This is a genomic window from Labrys sp. WJW, from assembly GCF_001676615.1.
In the GTDB taxonomy this organism is placed as follows: domain Bacteria; phylum Pseudomonadota; class Alphaproteobacteria; order Rhizobiales; family Labraceae; genus Labrys; species Labrys sedimenti.
This window is the reverse complement of the sequence record NZ_LYXZ01000011.1, coordinates 1-21,301: the sequence shown is the minus strand read 5'-3', so window position 1 is coordinate 21,301 and position 21,301 is coordinate 1. Positions and strand designations below refer to the sequence as shown.

Sequence of the window (21,301 nt, the reverse complement as noted above, 5' to 3'; positions counted from 1 at the left end):
CGTGATATCTATGTCTTCTGGCATGGCTCTTGGGAGCCGCCCCCTTTTTCGATCGGTTACATCAATGACAAGCAGTTCCGCCCAGCATCCGCAGCGCGCGATGATCCTCACCGGCGCCTCCCGGGGGATCGGGCATGCGACCGTCAAGCGCTTTTCAGCGGCAGGCTGGCGGGTCATCACCTGCTCCCGTCATGCCTTCCCCGAGGAGTGCCCGTGGGAGGCGGGCCCCGAGGATCACATCCAGGTCGACCTGGCCGATCCGGCCAATACCGAGGAGGCGATCCAGGAGATCAAGCGCCGTCTCGACGGCAGCGGCCTGCACGCGCTGGTCAACAACGCGGCGATTTCGCCCAAGGGCAAGAGCGGCACGCGGCTGAGCAGCATCGAGACCGGGCTTTCGGATTGGCAATGGGTGTTCCAGGTCAATTTCTTCGCGCCGATCATGCTGGCGCGCGGGCTGATCCAGGAACTGGAGCAGGTCAAGGGCTCGGTGGTGAACGTCACCTCGATCGCCGGGGCACGTGTCCATCCCTTCGCGGGGGCCGCCTACGCGACCTCGAAGGCTGCCCTGGCGGCGCTGACCCGCGAAATGGCCTCGGACTTCGCACCGCGCGGCATCCGGGTCAATGCGATCGCGCCCGGTGAGATCGATACCTCGATCCTGTCGCCCGGCACCGAGAAGATCGTCGCGCAAATCCCGATGCGCCGCCTCGGCACACCCGACGAAGTGGCCAAGACCATCTACTTTCTGTGCACGGATCAGAGTTCCTATGTGAACGGGGCAGAGATCGCCATCAATGGCGGCCAGCACGTCTGACGGCGGTATTCCGGGGGCGACAAGGTTCCCGACCATGCTCCCGGCATGACGGGGACGGTCTATTCCTCAACAAATAGGTCTATCGCCCCTTCCCCCCTGCGCAGCCTTCCGTTATTCATGCCGTTCCTTTCGAATAGGCAGTTGCGGAATGACAGCAAGTGGATTGATGGCCGGCAAGCGCGGCCTCATCATGGGTGTGGCGAATAATCGATCGATCGCCTGGGGTATCGCCAAGGCGTGCAGGCAGCATGGCGCCGAGCTCGCCTTCACCTATCAGGGGGATGCCCTCAAGAAGCGCGTCGAGCCCCTGGCTGCCGAACTCGATGCCCTTGTCGTCGGCCATTGCGACGTCACCGACGGCGCCAGCATCGATGCGGTGTTCGCCGAAGTTGCCGCCAAGTGGGGCAAGCTCGACTTCATCGTCCACGCGATCGCCTTTTCGGACAAGGATCAGCTCGACGGCCGTTATCTCGAGACGACCGAAGAGAACTTCACCAAGACGATGCTGATCTCCTGCTATTCGCTCACCTCGGTCGCCCAGCGCGCCGAGAAGCTGATGACGGATGGCGGCTCGATCCTGACGCTGACCTATTACGGCGCCGAGAAGTGGATGCCGCACTACAACGTCATGGGCGTGGCCAAGGCCGCGCTCGAGGCGAGCGTGCGCTATCTGGCTGCCGATCTCGGTGAGAAGGCGATTCGGGTGAACGCCATCTCCGCTGGTCCGATCAAGACCCTGGCCGCTTCCGGCATCGGCGATTTCCGCTACATCCTCAAGTGGAACGAATATAACGCGCCGCTGCGCCGCACAGTCACCATCGAGGAGGTGGGCGAAGCGGGGGCCTATCTGCTCTCCGACATGTCGCGCGGCGTTACCGGCGAAGTGCACCATGTCGATGCCGGCTACCATGTGGTCGGCATGAAGAACCCGACCTCGCCCGACATCACGCTCGCCGGCAAGGACTGAGCGGCAAGCGCAGGCTTTGGAGCACCGGTTCAGCAGCTCATGAGGGGCCGGCAGCACGAAAACGAAACGGGCGTTCGCCGGCTGGCGTCATGCCCGTTTAGGGAGGCAGGACGGCCTCCCGTCTGGTTCATACGTCCAAAGCAGGAGTAAGCCCGTGGCGCCCACACTTTACTTCATGCGCCACGGCGAGACCGATTGGAACGCCGAAGCGCGCCTGCAAGGCCAGCAGGACATCCCCCTCAATGAAGCGGGGCGCAAGCAGGCTGCCGAGGCAGGCCAAAGGCTTGCGGGGGTCCTGCCTGAGCCGGATAGCCTGCCCTGGCTGGTCAGCCCGCTTGGGCGCACGCGCGAGACGGCGGAACTGGCGCGCAAGGCGATTGGCCTACCGCCGCAGCGCTACACCACCGATGACCGCCTCAAGGAACTGACCTTCGGCGATTGGGAAGGCCGCACCTGGGCAGAATTGCGTTCGGTGGACCGCAACATGGTGAAAGCGCGCACGGCCGACAAATGGGCCTATGTCCCGCCGCGCGGCGAAAGCTATGCCATGCTGCACGACCGTATCGCGCTCTGGCTCAAGACGGTGACGCAGGATCAGGTGGTTGTCAGCCATGGCGGCGTCGCCCGCGTATTGATGGTGCTGCTGGCCGGTAAAGCCAGCGCTCAAGCCGCCGAGGAGCCGATCTGGCAGGGCAAGCTGCTGGTCTTCCGCAACAAATCGGCCGAATGGGTCTAAATACCAGGCCGCAAGAAAGACCGACCTATGAGGGCATTCCTGGGAGCGCGGACGTCCTCGTCCGCTCTTGTTTTCCTGCGAATATCCTGTCTCCAAGAGCGGACGAGGACGTCCGCGCTCCCAGGAAGAGCCGTCGAAGCGCGGCGGCTCCCGTCGCCAGGCTGGTCGCTCAGGTAACCGGGCCACCCTTGCGCTTGCAGCTTTCGCGGAACTTCTTGCGGGGCTTGCCCTTCAGCCCCTGCTTGTCGGCGGCGTCGGAGCAGGCCTTGGAAATGGCCGCCTTCTTGCTGGCATCGACTGCCGGTTTCTTGGCCTTCGGGGTCGTAGGCGTGGCACTCGGCGCCATCTGTTCGGTTGGCGCGGCCGTCGCAGGTGGCGTGGTCTCAGGCGTCGTCTGTGCAGAAGCTGCGCCCACACCCAAGGAAAGTGCCAATGCAATTGCCGGAAGCAGACCAAAATGGCGGACGTTCATGGTATTTCCTCCAGTATATTCGATTTCGGTAACGATTTCGATACCCAGCCCGCTCCAGGCATGGAACCATGACATGGCCGAATTTTGACCTTCGTTTGAGAATTCAGCGGCGGTGTCTGATCGAATCCTATTTCGATGTCAGGTTATGCCTTGCTTATTCTGATCGCCTTGCATGGCTCCGGATGCGTTTGCAGGAGACCTTCGACCCTATCGGGGCACGGCCGAAATTGAGTTTTGGCGCGAATGCTGTAGAAGGCGGCCATCACTTGTTCCCTGCGAGTTCCCATGTCCTTTAACAGCTTCGGCCATCTCTTCCGCGTTACCACCTATGGCGAGAGCCACGGCGTGGCGCTGGGCTGCGTGATCGATGGCTGCCCGCCGCGTCTGCCGATCAGCGAGGCGATGATCCAGGGCTTCCTCGACCGCCGCAAGCCGGGCCAGAGCCGCTTCACCACGCAGCGTCGCGAACCCGATGCCGTACGCATCCTCTCCGGCGTGATGGCGGACGAGGCGAGCGGGCAGTTGCTGACCACGGGGACGCCGATCCATCTGATGATCGAGAATGTCGATCAGCGTTCGAAGGATTACGGGGAGATCAAGGACAAGTATCGCCCCGGCCACGCCGACTATGCCTATGACGTCAAATACGGCATTCGCGACTATCGTGGCGGCGGACGATCCTCGGCTCGCGAGACGGCAGCCCGCGTAGCGGCCGGGGCGGTGGCCCGGCAGGTCCTGTCCGGCGTGACCGTCCGCGGCGCGCTCGTGCAGATGGGGCCGCACAAGATCGATCGCAGCCGCTGGGATTGGGAGGCGGTGGACGCCAATCCGTTCTTCTGCCCGGACCCGGTCGCGGCCGCCTTCTTCGAGGAATATCTCGACGGCATACGCAAGGCCGGCTCTTCGATCGGTGCGGTGATCGAGGTGGTGGCCGAAGGAGTGCAGCCAGGCCTCGGTGCTCCGATCTATGGCAAGCTCGATTCGGATCTTGCGGCGGCGATGATGAGCATCAATGCGGTCAAGGGCGTGGAGATCGGGGATGGCTTTGCCGCTGCCGAGCTCGGAGGCGAGGCAAATGCCGACGAGATGCGCATGGGCAATGACGGAAGGCCGCTGTTCCTCTCCAATCATGCCGGCGGCATTCTCGGCGGCATCTCCACCGGCCAGCCGGTGGTGGTGCGCTTTGCGGTGAAGCCGACCTCCTCCATCCTGCAGGAGCGCCGTACGGTCGACCGCTACGGCCGCGACACCGATATCGTCACCAAGGGACGCCATGACCCCTGCGTCGGCATCCGCGCCGTGCCGGTGGGAGAGGCGATGATGGCCTGCGTGCTGGCCGACCATCTTCTGCGCCATCGCGGGCAGGTCGGCACGCCGGTGGCCTGGCCATTCGAGAAATAACGGGGTGTGGGTCTTCAGGCCCGCCGACATGCACCGCCTGATGGCGGGTCTGAAGACCCGCCCCCGATTCAACGCCCGATGTCGTAGCCCTTGTCGCGCAGCTTTACGAGGGCCGCCTCGAGTTCGGGATCGATCTTGCCCGGCATGATGATCCGGGGCTGGACTATGAGGTCGCCGGCCCCATCCTTGGCCTGCACGCCCTTGCCCTTGAGGCGGAAGGAGCGCAGCCCGGTCGTGCCGGCGGGCAAGGTGAGATCGACCGAACCGTCGAGCGTCGGCACGCGCACCTTGGCGCCGAGAGCGGCCTCGTAGAGGGTCACGTTGACGTCGACGCGAACATTCTTGCCTTCGGCACGAAACGTCTCATGCGGTGCCACGGCCACCGTGATCAGCGCATCGCCGGGCTCGCCCCCGAACGAGCTCGGCTCGCCCTGGCCCCTGAGGCGAATGGTCTTGCCTGGAGCGATGCCGGCCGGAATGGAAGCGTCCACCATGCGGCCCGGCCCGAGCTCGACCCGTGTCTTGCCGCCCAACGCCCAGACCGTGAAGGGAATCTGACCGGTCACCTGAATGTCCTCGCCGCGGGGCGCCGAGCCGCGCGAACCGCCGCCGCGCTGAGCACGTCCACCGAACATCTCGCTGAGGATATCGTCGAAACCGCCCGCGAAACCTCCACCGCCGCCGCTGCCGCCGCGACCGCCACCGAAATTGAACTCGAAGCCGCCGGTGTCGCGCCCGAAGCCACCGGGGCCGCCCGCGGCCTCGAAGCCCTGGAAGCGCGGCTTGCCCTCAGCATCGATCTCGCCGCGGTCGAACTGGCCCCGCTTCTTCTCGTCGCCGACGATTTCATAGGCGCTGTTGACCTCGGCGAACTTCGCCGCGGCTTTGGCATCCTTGTTCTGATCGGGGTGGTACTGCTTGGCGAGCTTCCGGAAGGCCTTCTTGATCTCAGCCAAGCTTGCCGTCTTGGAAACGCCAAGGACGCTATAGGGGTCACGCATATTCAAAATCTCTCCCGCCGGCCCCCTGATGGGCAGCCCGCCACCGTGGCACAAGGCCCACATGCGCCCAAGAGATGGGATTTAGCATGAGATTCCGCAATATGCTCGCGCCGCGAAATCTCGGGAAGGCGGCGATTTCCACCAACGTGCCGGTTCGGGTGCTGGGTTTGACGCTCAATGGACGATCTCTTGTTCCAGCCTCCTGTTTCCGCGCGAATTCGGTATGCCGCGCCTGCCAAATTCCTTATGGAGGGCGAGAAAGGGCTGTAGACTGGGATTCGCCATGCCGATACGCGCCATACTCTTCGACAAGGACGGGACCCTGGTCGACTTTCACCTCACCTGGAGCGCTGCCGCCTATGCCGCGATGCAGCGCCTGAGCGGTGGCGACCCCGAGAAGATGGCTCGGCTGGTCGAGATCAACGACTATGACCTGGCGAGCCACCGCATCCTGCCGCATTCGGTGCTGGTGGCCGAATCTTCGGCCGATTACGGCGTCGCCTGGGCCGAAGTGCTCGGGGAGGTTGCCGATACCGCCTTCTTCGAACAGATGGACCGCATCTTCATCGAGGAGGGCCTGAAACATGTCACGCCCATCGGTGATCCGCCCTGGCTTCTGTCCACCCTGAAGAGCCGAGGCTATCTACTGGGCATCTGCACCAATGATTCCGAGGCGGGCGCCCGCGCCCACTGCGAGAAGCTCGGCCTGATTCCCTGGCTCGACGCCGTGCTTGGCTATGATTCAGGGCATGGGCGCAAGCCGGAGCCGGGCCCGGTGCTCGGCTTTGCCCAGGCCTTCGGCGTGGCACCCCAGGAAATCGCCCTGGTCGGCGACTCCACCCATGACCTTCATGCCGTCAAGGCGGCCGGCGGCACGGCCATCGCCGTGCTCAGCGGTTTCGCGAAGCGGGAGGAATTGGCGCCGCATGCCGATCACGTCATCGAGAGTGTGATGGACCTGCCGGATCTCCTGCAGTCGCTGGCGGATGCGCCCTGATGCTGCGACGTCCGGCGCCTCCGCCAACCGGCTGGGCCCGTACCGCGCAGAGCCTGGCGGTCTTCGCCTTCGAGGTGGTGCTGATCGCGCTGGTGCTGCTGCGCTTTCATCTCGCTCCGCTCAAGGCCGGTTTTGCCGCCCTGTGCGCGGGGCTGCTGGCAGCCTGCGCCGCCCTGCTCTGCGCCGTGATCGCCTTCCAGGTGATCTGGCGCAAGGGCGAACGAGGCTTCGGCCGGGCCTTCAGCGCCTTCCTGCTTGCCATTCTGGTGCTGGGGCCCGCGGCGATCGCCACCAGCCTTGCCCTCAGCGTGCCTGACATCGTCGATGTCAGCACAGATCCCGATGATCCTCCGCCCTTGGCCCATGCCAACCGCACACGCGCGGCGGACGCCAATTCCACCACCTATGCAGCGGGGCTGGCGGGCTATCAGCGCGAGGCCTTGCCGCAGATCCAGTCGATTCTCCTCGACGTGCCGCCGGACGATATCCGCAAGATTGCCCTCCGCCTGATGCGGGAAAGGCGCTGGCAGGTTGTGGGCGATCTGCGCTTTGGCGAGATGGCCGCGCGTATCCGCCTGCCCGACAGCATCCGCGGCGATGGCGATCCCGTGGACCCCGACGCGATGGGCGGCTCGCCCGCTGCGCAAAGGCGCTTCGGCGATCGCATCGAGGCGGTCGCCTCATCCACCATTCTGGGTACTGTCGACGACATCGCACTCCGCGTCCGGAGCGAGGGCGGCAAGACGCGCATCGACATGCGCTCGGCTGCTCGCTACGGCTCCTATGATTTCGGGGCCAACGCCAAGCATGTGCAGAGCTTCATGGCCGAATTGCGCGATCGGGCCCTGACGCCGGATCAGGCGAGCCAGTAGCGGCCCGCCATGGAAGGATCCCCCTCGGTGACGACCTTGCCGCGCTGGACCAGGTCTTCGAGATGGGCGAACAGATTGAGGGCCGCGGCTCCCTGCAAGCCGGCGGGAAGTCCCGCGTAAACCCTGGCGGTCAAGGGTGTGATCGGCGCGGGGCCTTCGCCGAGCGCCTGAAGGATCGACGCCTCGCGCATGCGGCGGTGCTGGATCATCGCGCGCACGAAGCGCTGGGGCTGTTCGACCGGCCCGCCATGACCGGGGAAATAGCGGGCCTCCGGCCTGCCGAGGAGCTTCTCCAGCGAAGCCATGTAGTCCCCCATCGAGCCGTCGGGTGGGGCGACGATGCTGGTGGACCAGGCCATGACATGGTCGCCCGACAACAGCACCTTGTCCGCCTCCAGCGAAAAGGCGAGGTGGTTGGCGCAGTGGCCGGGCGTCGCCAGCGCCGTCAACGGCCAGTCCGGCGGACCGAAACGATCGCCCTCTGCCAGGACCACGTCGGGCCGGAAGGCAAGGTCGCCGGCGGCATCGAGCAGATTGATCTCGCCGTCGTGCAAGGGGCGGGCGCTGCGATGCGGGCCGGCGCCGTAGGTGGGCGCCCCGGTGGCCGATACCAGCGCCGGCACACCCGGTGAATGGTCCCGGTGGGTGTGGGTGACGGCAATCGCCACCACTTCCTCGCCGCGTACGGCCGCGAGCATGGCAGCGGCGTGGCCAGGATCGTCCGGTCCGGGGTCGATGATGGCAACCTTGCCGCGTCCGACGATATAGGAACAGGTACCGGTAAAGGTGAAGGCACCACCATTGGAAGCCAGGATGCGGCGGACACCCGGAGACAATTCCTCGAGGACGCCCGGGGATGGCGCCTCGCGGTTGTAAGGTATGTCTTCGCCCATGGGGATTTCCAGTATCGGTGAAATTTGTCCGGTGCGGCAAAGGCCTATCGATCCAGCAGCCGATATCGCCTCTTGCGTACAAACGTCCTTTGGATGAAACTCATTGCGTACTGGTGTGGAATGGATCTGGTCATCCGGCCAGATCGGGACTGGGAGCGTAAGATGGCGCAGAGCGGCACCGTCAAGTTCTTCAACACCCAAAAAGGCTATGGCTTCATAACGCCTGACGATGGTGGACGCGACATCTTTGTTCACATCACCGCAGTCGAGAGTTCCGGTCTGGGTACATTGTCTGAAGGCCAGAAGATCTCCTTCGATGTCGAGCCCGACAAGAAGGGCAAGGGACCGAAGGCCGTCAATCTGGTGAAGGCCTGATCGGTATTTCCGCACTTGCGGCTGAAATGCGGTAATGGATGGATGAGCGCTTGCAGGCGCTCGTGATTCCAGCACCTGGATTTCGGCTCCATCATGCAATTGCGCTCCTCGCCGCCTTCGCCCTTCGGCCGGAAGGTCAAGATCGCCGCCCACTATCTCGGCCTGTCCGATCGCATCACCGTGGTCCCGGCGGATACCAATGATCCGCAGGACAGCCTGCGCGGGCAGAACCCGCTCGGCAAGATCCCGGTGCTGATCCTGGAGGACGGGACGATCCTCTACGACAGCCGGGTCATTCTCGATTATCTCGACCACCTCGCAGGAGGCGGGCGGATCATGCCGCAGGGCCCGGAACGCTATGAGGTGCTGACCCGTCAGGCCCTTGCGGACGGCATCATGGATGCCTCCCTGCTCCAGGTCTATGAAGCAAGGATACGTCCCGAAGACCAGCGCAGCGCCAAATGGCTCGACATCCAGGCCGGCAAGGTCGCGCGTGGCCTGGCTCAATTCGAGGCACGGGCAGGGGGCTTCGACCCGGCATTGGACGCGGGAAGCATCGCGCTGGCCTGCGCGCTCGGCTATCTCGATTTGCGCTTTGCCGGAACCTGGCGGCAGCATCATCCCAAGCTGCAAGCCTGGCTGGCCGCCTTCGAGGCGGAAATCCCGGCTTTCGGCCTGACGCGTCCGCAATGAAACGATGGGCCTGAACGGCGGCCCCTCACGCTTCCAGCCCGATGGCCGCCGGGCTGGAGGCATCCACAAGCTAGGCTTTCAGGACTGGATTCGAATAGACAATCGCAGGCATCCTTGCCTGCTTCCGTGAACGCACCGGCAAGAGGACCGGAAGAGCAGGCAAGGATGCCTGTGATCCCAGGGAAACCCGTTTTCGACGGATCAGTACTTTCGAGGCTCGGCCTGAAAGCCTAACCGGGCGCTATGGCGTTTTGCGATTTGACGGAGTCACCTCGAATCGCAAAGACGCGTCGAACCAAGGAGTTAGAGCAAACAAGCGTTCAGTCTTGAACGCGCTTTGCTCTACCGCTGCCCTGCTTCTTCACGCTGGCGTGCCTCCCAGGCCGCGCGCAAAGCAGCGCTCTCTCCCTCGAAACGCTCCTGCATGGCCTCGCAATGGCGGATGCGGTCGGCCCTGAAACTGCGGAAGTCCCGGCGCAGTTCGCACCAGGCCACGACATGCATCACCTCGACATAATAGACCATGGCGATAGGGCGAATGACCCGCCGGCTTTCCCGCCCCTCGACGTCGGCGTAGTGCAGCAGCAATTTGCGTTCGTCGCGAATGGCCAGGCGAATGGCGGCAAGATCGATGCTGATCGGCTCGGGATGGATCCATTGCGGCACGAAAAGGCTGGTCTTGTCGATAGGCTCGCGATTGGCGATCGGCAGGACGGTGGCGATCTTGGCACGGATCGAGCCCGCTGCCGCCTTGAGCGCGCGGTCGTCGGTGCGCTCCAGCAGTCCGAGCGCGACCACGAGAGCCTCGACCTCCTCGATCGACAGCATCAGCGGCGGCAGGTCATAGCCGGAGCGCATGACATAACCGATGCCGGCTTCGCCATAGATAGGCACCGAAAGGGCCTGGAGCGAAGCGATGTCGCGATAGATGGTGCGTTTGGCGACTTCGAGTTGCGTGGCGATCGCCTCGGCCGTCACCGGCTTCTTGGCGACACGCAGCAATTGGATGATCTCGAACAGGCGTGTGGTGCGACGCATGGGAAACAAGCCGGTGATTGCGGTCCGTGCAGAGACCGCTGACTGCTGACAGATTCTTGGCAGCAGGGTTCTGCTTCAATCGGCATCTGTCAATCGGCATCCAGCCATATCGGAGATTGCCATGTCCATCGAAGGGAGCATACCGGCCGCATTCTCGCCGCGCCATGTCGGCGTGGCGCTGGTGACGGCCTCCGCCATCCTGTGGAGTTCGGCCGGCTATTTCACGCGGGCGGTGCCTCTCGACATTGCCGCCCTGCTGTTCTGGCGCGGCCTGTTCGGCGCAGCCACCAGCCTCGCCTTCATCCTGGCGCTGGAAGGCCGCAACACCTGGCGCAGCTTCAGGGCGATGGGATGGGTCGGCCTGGGCTTTTGCCTGCTGTCCAGCCTGGGCATGGCCTGTTTCGTGGCATCGCTGCGCCTTACCAGCGTGGCCCATGTCTCGATCATCTACGCGACGGTGCCTTTCGTGGCGGCGGGCTTGGCCTGGCTGGTGATGCGCGAACGGGCTTCCGCGGCGGTGCTGGTCGCAAGCCTGTTCGCCGTCGTGGGCGTGGTGCTGACCGTGGCGGGCGGCAGCGGGCAGGGGAGCCTGATCGGCGATGCCCTTGCGCTGGCGATGACCGTGCTGGTGGCCGCCTTCGTGGTGATGCGGCGGCGCTTCCCCGATGTGCCGCTGGTGCCGGCGGCCTGCCTGTCGGCGCTGGTGCCGGCCCTGATCAGCGCGCCCTTGATGTCGAGCTGGCCGATGGATGGCCGCGAGGTCGGCATGCTGGTGGCGTTCGGCGTGAGCAATATGGGCCTGGCTCTGGTCTGCTTCACCATTGGCGCGAAGTTCATTCCGGCGGCCCAGACGGCGTTGATCGGGGCGTTGGAGACACCGCTTGCGCCCCTGTGGGTCTGGCTTGCTTTCGGAGAAGCGCCGGGAACGGCTGCCCTGGCGGGCGGCGGCGTGGTTCTCCTGGCGGTGGTGGGCAGCATGGTCTGGGAAGGCCGGACGTCAACGGCCCAGTCCGGCTGACGATCGTCGAACGAAAAAGGCCCGGCGTTGTGCCGGGCCTTTTCGGAGCGCTGTCTTCCGAATGGATTAGAAGTGATAGTTCACGCCCAGCTTGATGTCGCTGCCGCTATAGCCGGCCTTGACGATACCGCTGCGGATGTCGAAGTCATCCTTACCGTAGCTGGTATAGTTGTATTCCGCCCGGACCGACACTTCCGGGGTCACGCGATATTCGGCACCGAAGCCCGCGGTCCAGCCGACCTGCCACTGCGAATCCTTGGCGCCGAAGCGATTGATCTCCGTATCGCCGAAAGCCAGGCCGGCCTTGATATAGGGCAGGAAGTCGCCCATGGCGTAGCCGAGACGGGGCGTGATCGAGCCGTTGAAGCCGTAGGTGCCCTTGTGGCCGTCATATTTGTCGGTGATGTCGGCATAGTTCAGCGAGCCTTCGATGCCGACCACGATCGGATCGTACTGCATGTTGTAGCCGGCCTGGACACCGCCAGTGAAGCCGCTGGCCTCGTTCAGGCGGACGCCGCGATCGGCATCGAAGTCGCCGGAAAAGCCATAGCCGAGATTGATACCGGCATAGAAGCCCGTCCAGGTCACGTTCGAGGCCGGTGCCTGGTAGGCCGGAGCGGGCTCCTGATAGGGCGGAATGTCGGCCGCAAAGGCGGCCCCGGTGATCAGCGTCACTGCTGTAGCGAGAAGAAGCTTTTTCATCGTGAACTCCTGGAACTCATACACGCGATGACGCCGGTATCCCCAACCCATCGAACAATCATGCGACCGTGTTACGTGAAGACTCTTAAGAGAAGGTTGCCTGATGGGTTTATTAAGTAGATTTAACAAGGCAATATTATGGCAATGATTTCAATTATATTTGAAATATTTTGTTAACCATGATGTATGTTCTGTAAATTGACTTAACGTAACTACGGGATTATTATGGTTAACGAGAGATTAATTTCGTGAATTATTGCACCGTTAAATAGCTTGTCATTCCCAGCCGGCCGCATAGGGCTCGGGCGCATTGGCAAAATCGGAATGGACCGTGCCCAAATCATAGTTGAACGCCGTCGCCCGGGCCGACCAGCGATTATGCTGGGCGCCGCCGCAAGCCAGATCATCGCCCCGGCCCGAGGTCAGGCCGGGCAGAAGGCAAAGGCCTGCCGGGCGCGCGATGCGTGTGAGCGCGCGATTCTTACCGTTTTCTCTCGAGGCATCCGCCGGGATGGAACCGACGATATCGATGTCGTCATCACCGGTTGCCGGGCGGGCCGGCTTGGCGGCAGCCTGCGGGGCGACGCTAGCCAGCACCGGCGCCTTGGTCACGGCAATGAAGCGACCGGTCCACACCAGCGACAGGGCGGAGGGCGCCCCGGGCACAGCCTCGCCAGCCTGCGCCACTCCAATGAGGGGCTGCCAGGCCAGGATCGCGCAAGTGAGGAAAGTGACCTTCAGCATCGTGTCCCAGTGTTGCCCGTTCCGGTGCCAAAGCGTCTTGCGATTGGAGGGAGCCACCACGAATCACAAGCGCGCGTCGAACCAAAGAGCTGGAGCAAAAAACGTTCAGCCATGCGCGCGTTTTGCTCCAGTGCTGGCATCGGCCAGTCCGTCACTTGAACACTGCCCAATGGTTGATCGACGTTAACGCTGGGCAGCAATCTGCCTGCATCGTAAACGCAGTATGAAGACAAGCCTGCGGAAGGAATGGAGAAAATGGTGGAAAAGGCTCGTGCGCAACGCGCTTTGGTGACGGGTGCCGCCAAGCGTATCGGTCGGAGCATTGCGCTTGGCCTGGCCCAGGCCGGATATGATGTCGCGCTCCATTGCAATCGTTCGCGCGCGGAAGCGGAGGATGTGGCGGCACAAATCGCGGCCATGGGACGCAGGACATGCATCGCCGTGGGTGATCTGGCCGCGGGCGACGAGGTAAGTGCAATTGTCGAGGAGGCGCGCGCCGGCATCGGCGTCCTCGATCTGCTGGTGAATTCGGCCTCGATGTTCGAGCCCGACAGCGTCGGCAGTCTCCAGGCGCAGATCTGGAACCGGCAATTCGCCGTCAATGCCCAGGCCCCGATCTTTCTCGCCCAGGCCTTTGCGGCCCAGGTCGACCCGCTTGCCTGCGATCCCTCCATCGTCAACCTGATCGACCAGCGCGTGCTGAACCCCCGGCCGGACTATGTGTCCTATTATCTCAGCAAATCCGTGCTGCATGTCGCCACGCAGACCCTGGCCCAGGCCCTGGCGCCACATATCCGCGTCAACGGCATCGGTCCCGGCCCGACCCTGCAGGCCGCCTCGCAGACACCTGAGGAATTCGCCGCCGAGGCGGCCGGCACACCGCTCGGCCATGGCAGCGCCGTGGAGGACATCGTGGAGGCCGTGCTTTATCTGGCCCGTGCCCGCAGCGTCAGCGGCCAGATGATCGCCGTCGACGGGGGCCAGCACCTGGCCTGGGCTGAGTAGAGGCCGGACGCATTGATCCGGGCACGCCGGCGGTGGTGGCCAATTTCACCGGCATTTAGCATGCCCTCTCGTCAGCGTGCCTCCTGCGTCCTATTTATCAAGCCATGACCGACTCGCCCGATCTTGCCGAAACCGAGGAAGCTTCCTCCTCCGTCGACCTCGCCTTCGACGAGAAAGCCGTGCCATCGTCGCTGCGGGCGGGAACGGCAGTCATTCACGCCTTCTGGAAGACGCTGCCCAATGCGCCGGGTGTCTATCGCATGATCGATGCGGAAGGCACGGTGCTCTATGTCGGCAAGGCGCATTCACTCAAGAAACGGGTGGCGAGCTATGCCCGCGGTATCGCGCCGACGGCGCGCATCGCCCGCATGATCGCCGAGACGGCGGCGATGGAATTCGTCACGACCCAGACGGAAACCGAAGCGCTGCTGCTCGAGATCAACCTGATCAAGAGCCTGAAACCGCGCTTCAACGTGCTGCTGCGCGATGACAAGTCCTTTCCCTATATCCTGCTGACGGGTGACCATCCTGCGCCCCAGCTGACCAAGCATCGCGGGGCGCGCACGCGCAGGGGCGATTATTTCGGTCCCTTCGCCAGCGTCCTGGCGGTTAACCGCACGATGAATGCCCTGGAGCGTGCCTTTCTCATCCGATCCTGTACGGATTCGGTGTTCTCCACCCGCACGCGCCCCTGTCTGCTGCACCAGATCAAGCGCTGCTCGGCTCCCTGTACCGGCGAGGTCTCCATCGAGGATTATGCCGGCCTGGTCAGCGAGGCGCGCGCCTTCCTGACCGGCAAGTCCAAGGCCATCAAGGAAGCGATGGCGCATGAAATGGAGCAGGCCGCCGAGACCCTGGAATTCGAGCGTGCCGCCCGTTATCGCGACAGGCTCGCGGCGCTTTCGGCCATCCAGTCAACGCAGGGCATCAATCCGCGCTCGATCGAGGAGGCGGACGTCTTTGCCGTACACGAGCAGGCCGGCCAGTTCTGCATCGAGGTCTTCTTCTTCCGCACCGGCCAGAACTGGGGCAACCGGGCCTATTTTCCCAAGGCCGACCGTACGCTCAGCGAGGCCGAAGTGCTCGATGCCTTTCTCGGCCAGTTCTACGACGACAAGCCGGCGCCCAAGCTGGTGCTGCTTTCGCATGAGGTCGAGGGCGGGGAGATCCTGCGTGAGGCGCTGTCGCTGCGTGCCGGCCATCGTATCGAGATCGCGACGCCGAAGCGGGGAGAGAAGCGCGACCTCGTCGAACATGCCCTCACCAATGCCCGCGAGGCCCTTGGGCGCCGCCTGGCCGAATCCTCCTCGCAGCTCAAGCTGCTGGAGGGCGTCGCCGAGGCTTTCAGCCTCGAAGAGCCACCGCGCCGCATCGAGGTCTATGACAACTCCCACATCATGGGCACCAACGCCGTTGGCGGCATGATCGTGGCCGGACGCGAAGGCTTCGCCAAGACGCATTATCGCAAGTTCAACATCAAATCGACGGAGATCACGCCGGGCGACGACTACGGCATGATGCGCGAAGTGCTGGAGCGACGCTTTTCCCGCCTGATCAAGGAGACACCCAAGGACGAGCCGGGCGAGGCGGCGGAGCCGGACGATGTCGTGATGCCGACCTGGCCCGACCTCGTGCTCATCGACGGCGGTGCCGGCCAGTTGCAGGTGGCCCGCGAGGTTTTCGCCGACCTCGGTGTCGAGGATGTCGCGCTGGTCGGCGTCGCCAAGGGTGTCGATCGCGATGCCGGCCGCGAGACCTTCATCGTCGAGGGCAAGCCCCCCTTCAAGCTCGCCCCGCGCGATCCCGTGCTCTATTTCGTGCAGCGCCTGCGTGACGAAGCCCACCGCTTCGCCATCGGTGCCCATCGCCAGAAGCGCTCCAAATCGCTGAAGGAAGGAGGGCTCCAGGAAATCGGCGGCATCGGCCCGCAGCGCAAACGTGCGCTGCTGCGGCATTTCGGCACTCTCAAGGCAATCGAACGGGCTTCGATGGCCGATCTCGAAGGCTGTCCGGGCATCGATCAGGCGACCGCCCGCAAGGTCTACGACTTCTTCCACGACAAGGCATCTTAAACCCGGTTGACGGCGCGGCCCGCGCCATGTTCCTTCAAGCCATGACATCACCTGCGCCCACCAAGCGGACCTCACCGCTCTCCCTGCCGAACATCCTCACCTATGGCCGGATCGCGGCGGTGCCGGTGGTCGTGGCCTGCCTGTTCTGGCCGGAGGTCATCTGGGTACGCTGGGTCGCCTTCGGGGCGTTCGCCCTGGCGGCGGTGACGGACTATTTCGATGGCTATCTTGCCAGGGCCTGGGGGCAGCAATCCTCGCTCGGACGCATGCTCGATCCGATCGCCGACAAGCTCTTGGTATCGTCCTGCCTGCTCATGCTGGCGGCGACGGGAACCATTACCACCGACAATTTGTCCGTGTGGGCGGCGATCGTCATCCTGTGCCGCGAGATCCTGGTTTCCGGCTTGAGGGAGTTCCTGGCCGAATTGCGGGTTTCCGTGCCGGTAACGCGGCTGGCCAAATGGAAGACCACCGTCCAGCTGCTGGCGATCGGTTTCCTGCTGGCGGGGCCGGCCGGCGATGCCGTCCTGCCGGGCTGCACGATCATCGGCCTGGTGTTGCTGTGGGTTTCGGCTGTGGTGACGCTCTATACGGGGTATGATTACTTCCGCAGCGGCGTGCAGCATCTCCTCGAAGATGCGTAATGAGGCTGGAGGACGTGCGATGAAGCTGATCTATTTCGCCTGGCTGCGCGAGCGCATCGGCGTGCCGGAAGAGGAAGTCGACCTGCCGGCCGAGGTCAGGACGGTCGAGGATCTGATGCAGTTCCTGTCCGAGCGCAGCGAAGCCCATGCCCATGCCTTCGAGAACCGCAAGATCGTCAGGGCGGCGATCGATCGGCGCCATGTCAAGCCGGCCGCACCGATTGCCGGTGCGGGTGAGATTGCCTTCTTCCCGCCCATGACGGGCGGCTGAGCCGGCGGGAGCTGATACGGTGAGCGTTCGTCTGCAGCGCGAGGATTTCGACGTTTCGGCCGAGGTTGCCGCCTTGACCCGCGGGCGGACCGATATCGGTGCCGTGGTCAATTTCATCGGCATCTGCCGGGCGGGGCCGGACGACGACCGTACCAGCGCCATGACGCTCGATCATTATCCCGAGATGGCCCAGGCCGAGCTCGAGCGGATCGAGGCGGAAGCGCGCGAGCGCTGGCCCCTGCAGGGCGTTGCCATCATCCATCGCCATGGCAGGCTGGTGCCGGGCGACAATATCGTGCTGGTGGTGACGGCCTCGATGCATCGCCAGGCTGCCTTCGAGGCCGCTTCCTTCCTGATGGACTATCTCAAGACCCGCGCCCCCTTCTGGAAGAAGGAAGAGCGTGCCTCTGGCACCGGCTGGGTCGCCGCCAAGGACGAGGACGACGCAGCCGTGGCGCGCTGGGAAACGAAGAAGCCTTGATGCGGTTCCCCTGATGCGTTCCCTTGGCGACAGACTTGGCCGCTTCCGGCGTGCCATTGCCGCCGTTGCGATGGACAGGAGAGATTTTCATGCCGGATGGATTGAGAAAGCTCGCGGGCGCCGCAGCGGTGGCGACCTTGCTATGCGGCGTCGCAGGAGCGGCCTCGGCCGATTCGGAACTGCGGCGTGCCCTGTCCCACGTTCCTGCCAAGGTCGCGATGGATCGCAACGGCATTGCCGCCAGCTTTGTCGGTCTGTCGGAATTACGCAAGCTCTATGCAGGGGATCCCGCCGCGATGCGGCTGCGGGTAAATTTGGGCGGCAGCGACACGGCAAAGGCATTCTTTTACAGCGACGAAGCGTCCTGGAAAGATAGTACCGGCTTGAAGCACGACGACATTGCCAGCTTTACTGAATATGGCACACCGCCACGGGCCGTCGTCATCTGGCGCTTCACGGAGCCCGCCATATCCGCTCCTTTCGTGGAGGGGCTCGCCAAGCGCGGCTTCAGCCAGGTCAACGGCATATGGCGCAATGGTGAGCCGATGAAGCTCGATTTCACCAAACGCAGCGTCACCAATCCTTTCTTCGGTCCTCTGGGGCGGGCATCGATGTTGGCGCCCTTCGCCAGTGGCGTGGCGCAATCGCCCGACCCCGGGGCTGCTGCCGAGGCAGGCGCCGTTTCGGTCAAGACCAGCCTCGCCGGTCTGGCGCCGGTTGAGGCCGCCCTCGATGCCATCGAGAAGGTGGCCGCCCAAGGCTCGGTCCTGCAGGCGATCGTGCTCACCCCGGCGATCTGGATGCAGGGGGACGATGTGCTGGACATGATGGCAACCTCGCCCACCGTCGACAAGAAAGTGCTGGCGGACAAGATGGCCGAGCGGGCGAAGAAGCCGCCCACGCCCGTGTCCCTCGGGGTGGTCATTGCCGATGTCGAGACGAAGGAGCCCGCCAGCAATGGTGTGGTGATCGCGCTGCCCTATGGCGATTGCGACACCGCCAAGGAGGGGGCGAGGATCTTCGCCGACAAGTGGAAGAATGCTGCCGGCCGGGATGGCCAGACCGGTGCCCAGCGAACCGGCCGGGAGCCCGCGGTGACGGTGCATCAGGCAAGGGAGGCCTGTGTGGCCCTGCTCTCACTGATGGGCGCACCCGATACCGAACGCGGCAATTCTGTTCTGCGCTATATCACCGGTGCAATCTGGCAGCGCGATTTCAAGGCACTTCAGGGTGGATAGGGTACCGCGGATCAATGCAGCGAGCTTTCGTTTCAGGCGGAACGCCGCTGCAAACACGAAATACACAGGTTTCACTTTGTATAAGGCGCCCTGAAGCGGGGTTCGATCAGCGGATTAATTGAAACGAAACCAGAATCTGTACAGATTGTCGCAGGCGGTCATCTTTTCAGCAACCAGCCGCCACTGAAAGCGGAAGTCGACAATGGAACAGATTCTTATCAACCTGGTAGCGGGCGCGCTTGGCGGCGCCGGCTCAGGCAAGGCTCTGCCGCAATTCGACATGGGCAATATCGGCAACATCATCGCCGGCCTGGTGGGTGGCGGTGTGCTCGGCCAAATCATCACCGCTGTCTGGCCGTCCGTGGCGGCCTCCATGCAGTCGGGGAATTTCGACATCGGCTCGATCGTCACCAACGTCATCGGCGGCGGTGCCGGCGGCGCGATCCTTCAGGTCATCGTCGGCATGATCAAGAATTCGATGAGCAAATAGTCGCTGCGACCGGGTGTTACGGCAGCTGCGTCATCATAAGCACGGTGAGGCGGTCCGGTCTCCTACGGCGAGAGACTGGACTGCTTCACTTCATTCGTGATGATCGATGCGTTCTCAGCGGGCCAGCGCCGAAGCGATATGGCTGGCATCCGCGTTCAACGCGCTGCCGAGCAGCCAGACACCGATGATCAGGGCGAGACCGGCAAGCAGCCCGGTGACGACGTCGATCGTCACACCAGCTATGTCGCCTTCTTCAAATCCGTCCTTTGCTGCAAACAATCCCGCCAAACGCATCGTACTGACTCCAACTCACCTTTCATTGTAACGCGGCGCGGTTAACGCCTCGTCTCTACTTGTAAGACTTATTGCGACTTTTCGGTGTTTATGTAGTGTCGAAAAGCACGCCGCGGGCATGTTATTTAGCATTGCTGCTATGGGCGTGGAGCATAGCGGTAGCCGGCTTTACGAGAAGCCTTAACCGATTGTTATTGCTTAATTTTTCGTGAAGGAGCGTGCGTGCCTGGCGGCACGCCGTTCAACCGCGCAGGAAGAGGCGATAGGCGTCGTTGGCGCTCTCGTCCTCATAGGGGTAGCCGAGCTCTTCCAGGCGCTCGAAAAGGCGTGGCCGATCGGCCTCCGGAACCTGGATTCCAACCAGCACACGACCGTAATCCGCGCCGTGATTGCGGTAGTGGAACAGGGTGATGTTCCAGTCGAAGCCGACTCCGTCGAGGAATTTGAGCAGGGCGCCGGGACGTTCGGGAAACTCGAAGCGCAGCACCAGTTCGTCCGTCAGGCCGGGCGCCCGTCCTCCCACCATATAACGCACATGCAGCTTGGCGGTCTCGTCGGCGCTGATATCGACGACGCCATAGCCGAGCCGCTCGAGCTGCCCGATGATCTCGCTCTTCTGCCGCTTGGCATCGGCCAGCTTCAAACCGACGAAGACATGGGCCTGGCTGCCGCCGGCATAGCGATAGTTGAACTCGGTGACGATGCGGTTGCCCAGCACCTCGATGAAGCGGCGATAGCTTCCTGTTTCCTCGGGAATGGTGACAGCAAGGAGGATCTCACGGGCCTCGCCCACTTCGGCTCGTTCGGCGACATGGCGCAGGCGGTCGAAATTGAGGTTGGCACCGCTGTTGACGGCGATCAGCGCTCCGCTTCTCTCGGGATTGGCCTGTGCATAGGCCTTCAGGCCTGCGAGCGAGAGGGCGCCGGCCGGTTCTGACAACACTCGCATATCTTCGAAGATGTCCTTGATCGCCGCGCACATGGCGTCGGTATCGGCAACCAGGACGTCGTCGAGCAGCTCGCGGCAGATCCGGAAGGTTTCCTCGCCCGCCTGGCGCACGGCGACGCCGTCGGCGAACAGGCCGACGCGGTCCAGCACCACGCGCTCGTCGGCCTCGATCGCCGCCTTCATCGAGGCGGCATCCACCGGCTCGACGCCGATCACCTTCGTTTCCGGGCGCAGGAACTTGACATAGGAGGCGATGCCCGCGGCCAGCCCGCCACCGCCGATCGGCACGAAGACCGCCTCGATCGGGCCGGGATGCTGGTGCAGCATCTCGACGGCCACGGTGCCCTGGCCGGCGATGACGTCGCCGTCGTCATAGGGGTGGACGAAGGTGAGGCCGTGCTCGCGTTCGAGTTCCCTGGCATGGGCATAGGCCTCGTCGAAGGCGTCGCCCTTGAGCACGACCTTGCCGCCCCAATAGCGCACGGCGTCGACCTTGATGCGCGGCGTGGTGATCGGCATGACGATGGTGGCGGCGATCCCGAGCTTCGTTGCCGAAAGGGCGACACCCTGGGCGTGGTTGCCGGCGGAAGCGCAGATCACGCCGGCGGCCTTAGCCTCCTGCGACAGGCGGGCGATGCGGTTATAGGCGCCACGGATCTTGAAGGAGAAGATCGGCTGGAGATCCTCGCGCTTGAGCAGGATTTCCGCATTCAGGCGCTGGCTGAGCCGCACCATCGGGTCCAGGGGCGTTCTCTGGGCCACGTCATAGACACGGGCATCGAGGATTCGGCGGACATATTCGATCACAACGCACCTGACTGTCGAAAGAGGGGAGCGGTTGAGCGCTCCCATGTAGAAAAGCCTGTCGGCTTCCATCTTTGAGGCGTTCGCATGGCGCTGTCACGTTTGATTTGCGCGCGCTGGCGGAGATAATGTCGCGCCCTTGCTCTCCTGAGACCTCATCATGGCCTGCCTGATCCGTCTGTTCTTCCTTGCCGCTGTCGTTCTGGCTGGTGTGCTGCCGGCCGGTGCAGCCCAGAAGGCGGCGCTGGTGATCGGCAACAGTGCCTATCGCTCGGTGACGCCTTTGGTGAACCCGGCCAATGACGCCAACGACATGGCGGCGGCGCT

General features: G+C 63.7%; 23 protein-coding genes. 16 read left to right on the top strand and 7 right to left on the bottom strand.

Annotation, left to right across the window (positions count from 1 at the left end):
- Positions 1–64: 64 nt before the first annotated feature.
- The 3 genes from BA190_RS06890 (at position 65) to BA190_RS06880 (ending at position 2,520) form a co-directional block, all read left to right on the top strand.
- The gene (locus tag BA190_RS06890) at positions 65–817 is read left to right on the top strand and encodes an SDR family NAD(P)-dependent oxidoreductase (RefSeq protein ID WP_068284578.1); all 753 of its coding nucleotides are present in this window, start codon (positions 65–67) and stop codon (positions 815–817) included.
- Between the two features lie 148 nt (positions 818–965).
- The gene (gene fabI / locus BA190_RS06885; protein ID WP_068284574.1) at positions 966–1,784 is read left to right on the top strand and encodes an enoyl-ACP reductase FabI; all 819 of its coding nucleotides are present in this window, start codon (positions 966–968) and stop codon (positions 1,782–1,784) included.
- Positions 1,785–1,938: 154 nt separating this feature from the next.
- Positions 1,939–2,520 carry a histidine phosphatase family protein gene (locus BA190_RS06880; RefSeq protein WP_245314602.1) on the top strand — a complete coding sequence of 194 codons (582 nt, stop codon included), beginning with the start codon at positions 1,939–1,941 and terminating at the stop codon, positions 2,518–2,520.
- 169 nt (positions 2,521–2,689) lie between these two features.
- Here BA190_RS06880 and BA190_RS06875 read toward each other — a convergent pair whose 3' ends face one another.
- Positions 2,690–3,067, bottom strand: coding sequence for a PsiF family protein (locus BA190_RS06875; RefSeq protein WP_245314601.1), 378 nt, complete (start codon positions 3,065–3,067; stop codon positions 2,690–2,692).
- Between the two features lie 210 nt (positions 3,068–3,277).
- Between BA190_RS06875 and aroC the strand changes: the two genes are divergently transcribed.
- Positions 3,278–4,393 carry a chorismate synthase gene (gene aroC / locus BA190_RS06870; protein ID WP_068284570.1) on the top strand — a complete coding sequence of 372 codons (1,116 nt, stop codon included), beginning with the start codon at positions 3,278–3,280 and terminating at the stop codon, positions 4,391–4,393.
- Positions 4,394–4,461: 68 nt separating this feature from the next.
- Here aroC and BA190_RS06865 read toward each other — a convergent pair whose 3' ends face one another.
- Positions 4,462–5,394 (bottom strand): DnaJ C-terminal domain-containing protein, encoded by a 933-nt coding sequence (locus tag BA190_RS06865; RefSeq protein WP_068284567.1) that lies wholly within the window; start codon positions 5,392–5,394, stop codon positions 4,462–4,464.
- 283 nt (positions 5,395–5,677) lie between these two features.
- Here BA190_RS06865 and BA190_RS06860 point away from each other — a divergent pair, with 283 nt between their 5' ends.
- Both BA190_RS06860 and BA190_RS06855 read left to right on the top strand, forming a co-directional pair.
- On the top strand, positions 5,678–6,391 hold the full coding sequence (locus tag BA190_RS06860) for an HAD family hydrolase (protein WP_068284566.1): 714 nt from the start codon (positions 5,678–5,680) through the stop codon (positions 6,389–6,391).
- Positions 6,391–7,263 carry a DUF1499 domain-containing protein gene (locus tag BA190_RS06855; RefSeq protein WP_068284564.1) on the top strand — a complete coding sequence of 291 codons (873 nt, stop codon included), beginning with the start codon at positions 6,391–6,393 and terminating at the stop codon, positions 7,261–7,263. The genes BA190_RS06860 and BA190_RS06855 overlap by 1 nt, the downstream gene beginning before the upstream one ends.
- Here the strand turns inward: BA190_RS06855 and BA190_RS06850 are convergent.
- Positions 7,248–8,156: an MBL fold metallo-hydrolase gene (locus tag BA190_RS06850; RefSeq protein ID WP_068284563.1), complete on the bottom strand. Its 909-nt coding sequence runs from the start codon at positions 8,154–8,156 to the stop codon at positions 7,248–7,250. The genes BA190_RS06855 and BA190_RS06850 overlap by 16 nt on opposite strands.
- Positions 8,157–8,318: 162 nt before the next feature.
- Here BA190_RS06850 and BA190_RS06845 point away from each other — a divergent pair, with 162 nt between their 5' ends.
- Together BA190_RS06845 and BA190_RS06840 are read left to right on the top strand one after the other, a co-directional pair.
- Complete coding sequence (locus BA190_RS06845) at positions 8,319–8,531, top strand: cold-shock protein (RefSeq protein ID WP_068284736.1); 213 nt, start codon at positions 8,319–8,321, stop codon at positions 8,529–8,531.
- Positions 8,532–8,621: 90 nt separating this feature from the next.
- The gene (locus tag BA190_RS06840) at positions 8,622–9,224 is read left to right on the top strand and encodes a glutathione S-transferase family protein (protein WP_068284562.1); all 603 of its coding nucleotides are present in this window, start codon (positions 8,622–8,624) and stop codon (positions 9,222–9,224) included.
- Positions 9,225–9,566: 342 nt separating this feature from the next.
- Here the strand turns inward: BA190_RS06840 and BA190_RS06835 are convergent, their stop codons facing one another.
- The gene (locus BA190_RS06835; RefSeq protein ID WP_068284560.1) at positions 9,567–10,262 is read right to left on the bottom strand and encodes a YafY family protein; all 696 of its coding nucleotides are present in this window, start codon (positions 10,260–10,262) and stop codon (positions 9,567–9,569) included.
- Between the two features lie 121 nt (positions 10,263–10,383).
- On the opposite strand from BA190_RS06835, the gene BA190_RS06830 reads away from it, so the two are divergent.
- Entirely contained in the window at positions 10,384–11,280 is an 897-nt protein-coding gene (locus BA190_RS06830) for a DMT family transporter (protein ID WP_068284558.1), read from the top strand.
- Positions 11,281–11,346: 66 nt separating this feature from the next.
- On the opposite strand, the gene BA190_RS06825 is transcribed toward BA190_RS06830, so the two are convergent.
- Both BA190_RS06825 and BA190_RS06820 read right to left on the bottom strand, forming a co-directional pair.
- A complete protein-coding gene (locus BA190_RS06825; RefSeq protein WP_068284556.1) occupies positions 11,347–11,982 on the bottom strand; it encodes an outer membrane protein in 636 nt (211 codons plus the stop codon).
- Positions 11,983–12,258: 276 nt separating this feature from the next.
- On the bottom strand, positions 12,259–12,726 hold the full coding sequence (locus tag BA190_RS06820) for a hypothetical protein (RefSeq protein WP_068284555.1): 468 nt from the start codon (positions 12,724–12,726) through the stop codon (positions 12,259–12,261).
- A 255-nt stretch (positions 12,727–12,981) separates the two neighbouring features.
- Here BA190_RS06820 and BA190_RS06815 point away from each other — a divergent pair, with 255 nt between their 5' ends.
- From BA190_RS06815 to BA190_RS06785, 7 genes are all read left to right on the top strand, one after another.
- On the top strand, positions 12,982–13,731 hold the full coding sequence (locus tag BA190_RS06815) for an SDR family oxidoreductase (RefSeq protein WP_082979526.1): 750 nt from the start codon (positions 12,982–12,984) through the stop codon (positions 13,729–13,731).
- A 104-nt stretch (positions 13,732–13,835) separates the two neighbouring features.
- Entirely contained in the window at positions 13,836–15,803 is a 1,968-nt protein-coding gene (uvrC, locus tag BA190_RS06810; RefSeq protein WP_082979525.1) for an excinuclease ABC subunit UvrC, read from the top strand.
- Positions 15,804–15,829: 26 nt separating this feature from the next.
- Positions 15,830–16,447, top strand: a complete 618-nt coding sequence (gene pgsA / locus BA190_RS06805; RefSeq protein WP_371260296.1) for a CDP-diacylglycerol--glycerol-3-phosphate 3-phosphatidyltransferase — start codon at positions 15,830–15,832, stop codon at positions 16,445–16,447.
- Between the two features lie 19 nt (positions 16,448–16,466).
- Positions 16,467–16,718: a molybdopterin converting factor subunit 1 gene (moaD, locus tag BA190_RS06800; RefSeq protein ID WP_068284548.1), complete on the top strand. Its 252-nt coding sequence runs from the start codon at positions 16,467–16,469 to the stop codon at positions 16,716–16,718.
- 19 nt (positions 16,719–16,737) lie between these two features.
- Positions 16,738–17,199 (top strand): molybdenum cofactor biosynthesis protein MoaE, encoded by a 462-nt coding sequence (locus BA190_RS06795; RefSeq protein WP_068284546.1) that lies wholly within the window; start codon positions 16,738–16,740, stop codon positions 17,197–17,199.
- An 89-nt stretch (positions 17,200–17,288) separates the two neighbouring features.
- Positions 17,289–18,437 carry a hypothetical protein gene (locus BA190_RS06790; RefSeq protein WP_068284545.1) on the top strand — a complete coding sequence of 383 codons (1,149 nt, stop codon included), beginning with the start codon at positions 17,289–17,291 and terminating at the stop codon, positions 18,435–18,437.
- A 202-nt stretch (positions 18,438–18,639) separates the two neighbouring features.
- A complete protein-coding gene (locus BA190_RS06785) occupies positions 18,640–18,927 on the top strand; it encodes a hypothetical protein (protein WP_068284544.1) in 288 nt (95 codons plus the stop codon).
- A gap of 535 nt (positions 18,928–19,462) precedes the next feature.
- Here the strand turns inward: BA190_RS06785 and ilvA are convergent.
- Positions 19,463–21,022, bottom strand: a complete 1,560-nt coding sequence (gene ilvA / locus BA190_RS06775) for a threonine ammonia-lyase, biosynthetic (RefSeq protein ID WP_371260298.1) — start codon at positions 21,020–21,022, stop codon at positions 19,463–19,465.
- Between the last annotated feature and the right edge of the window lie 279 nt (positions 21,023–21,301).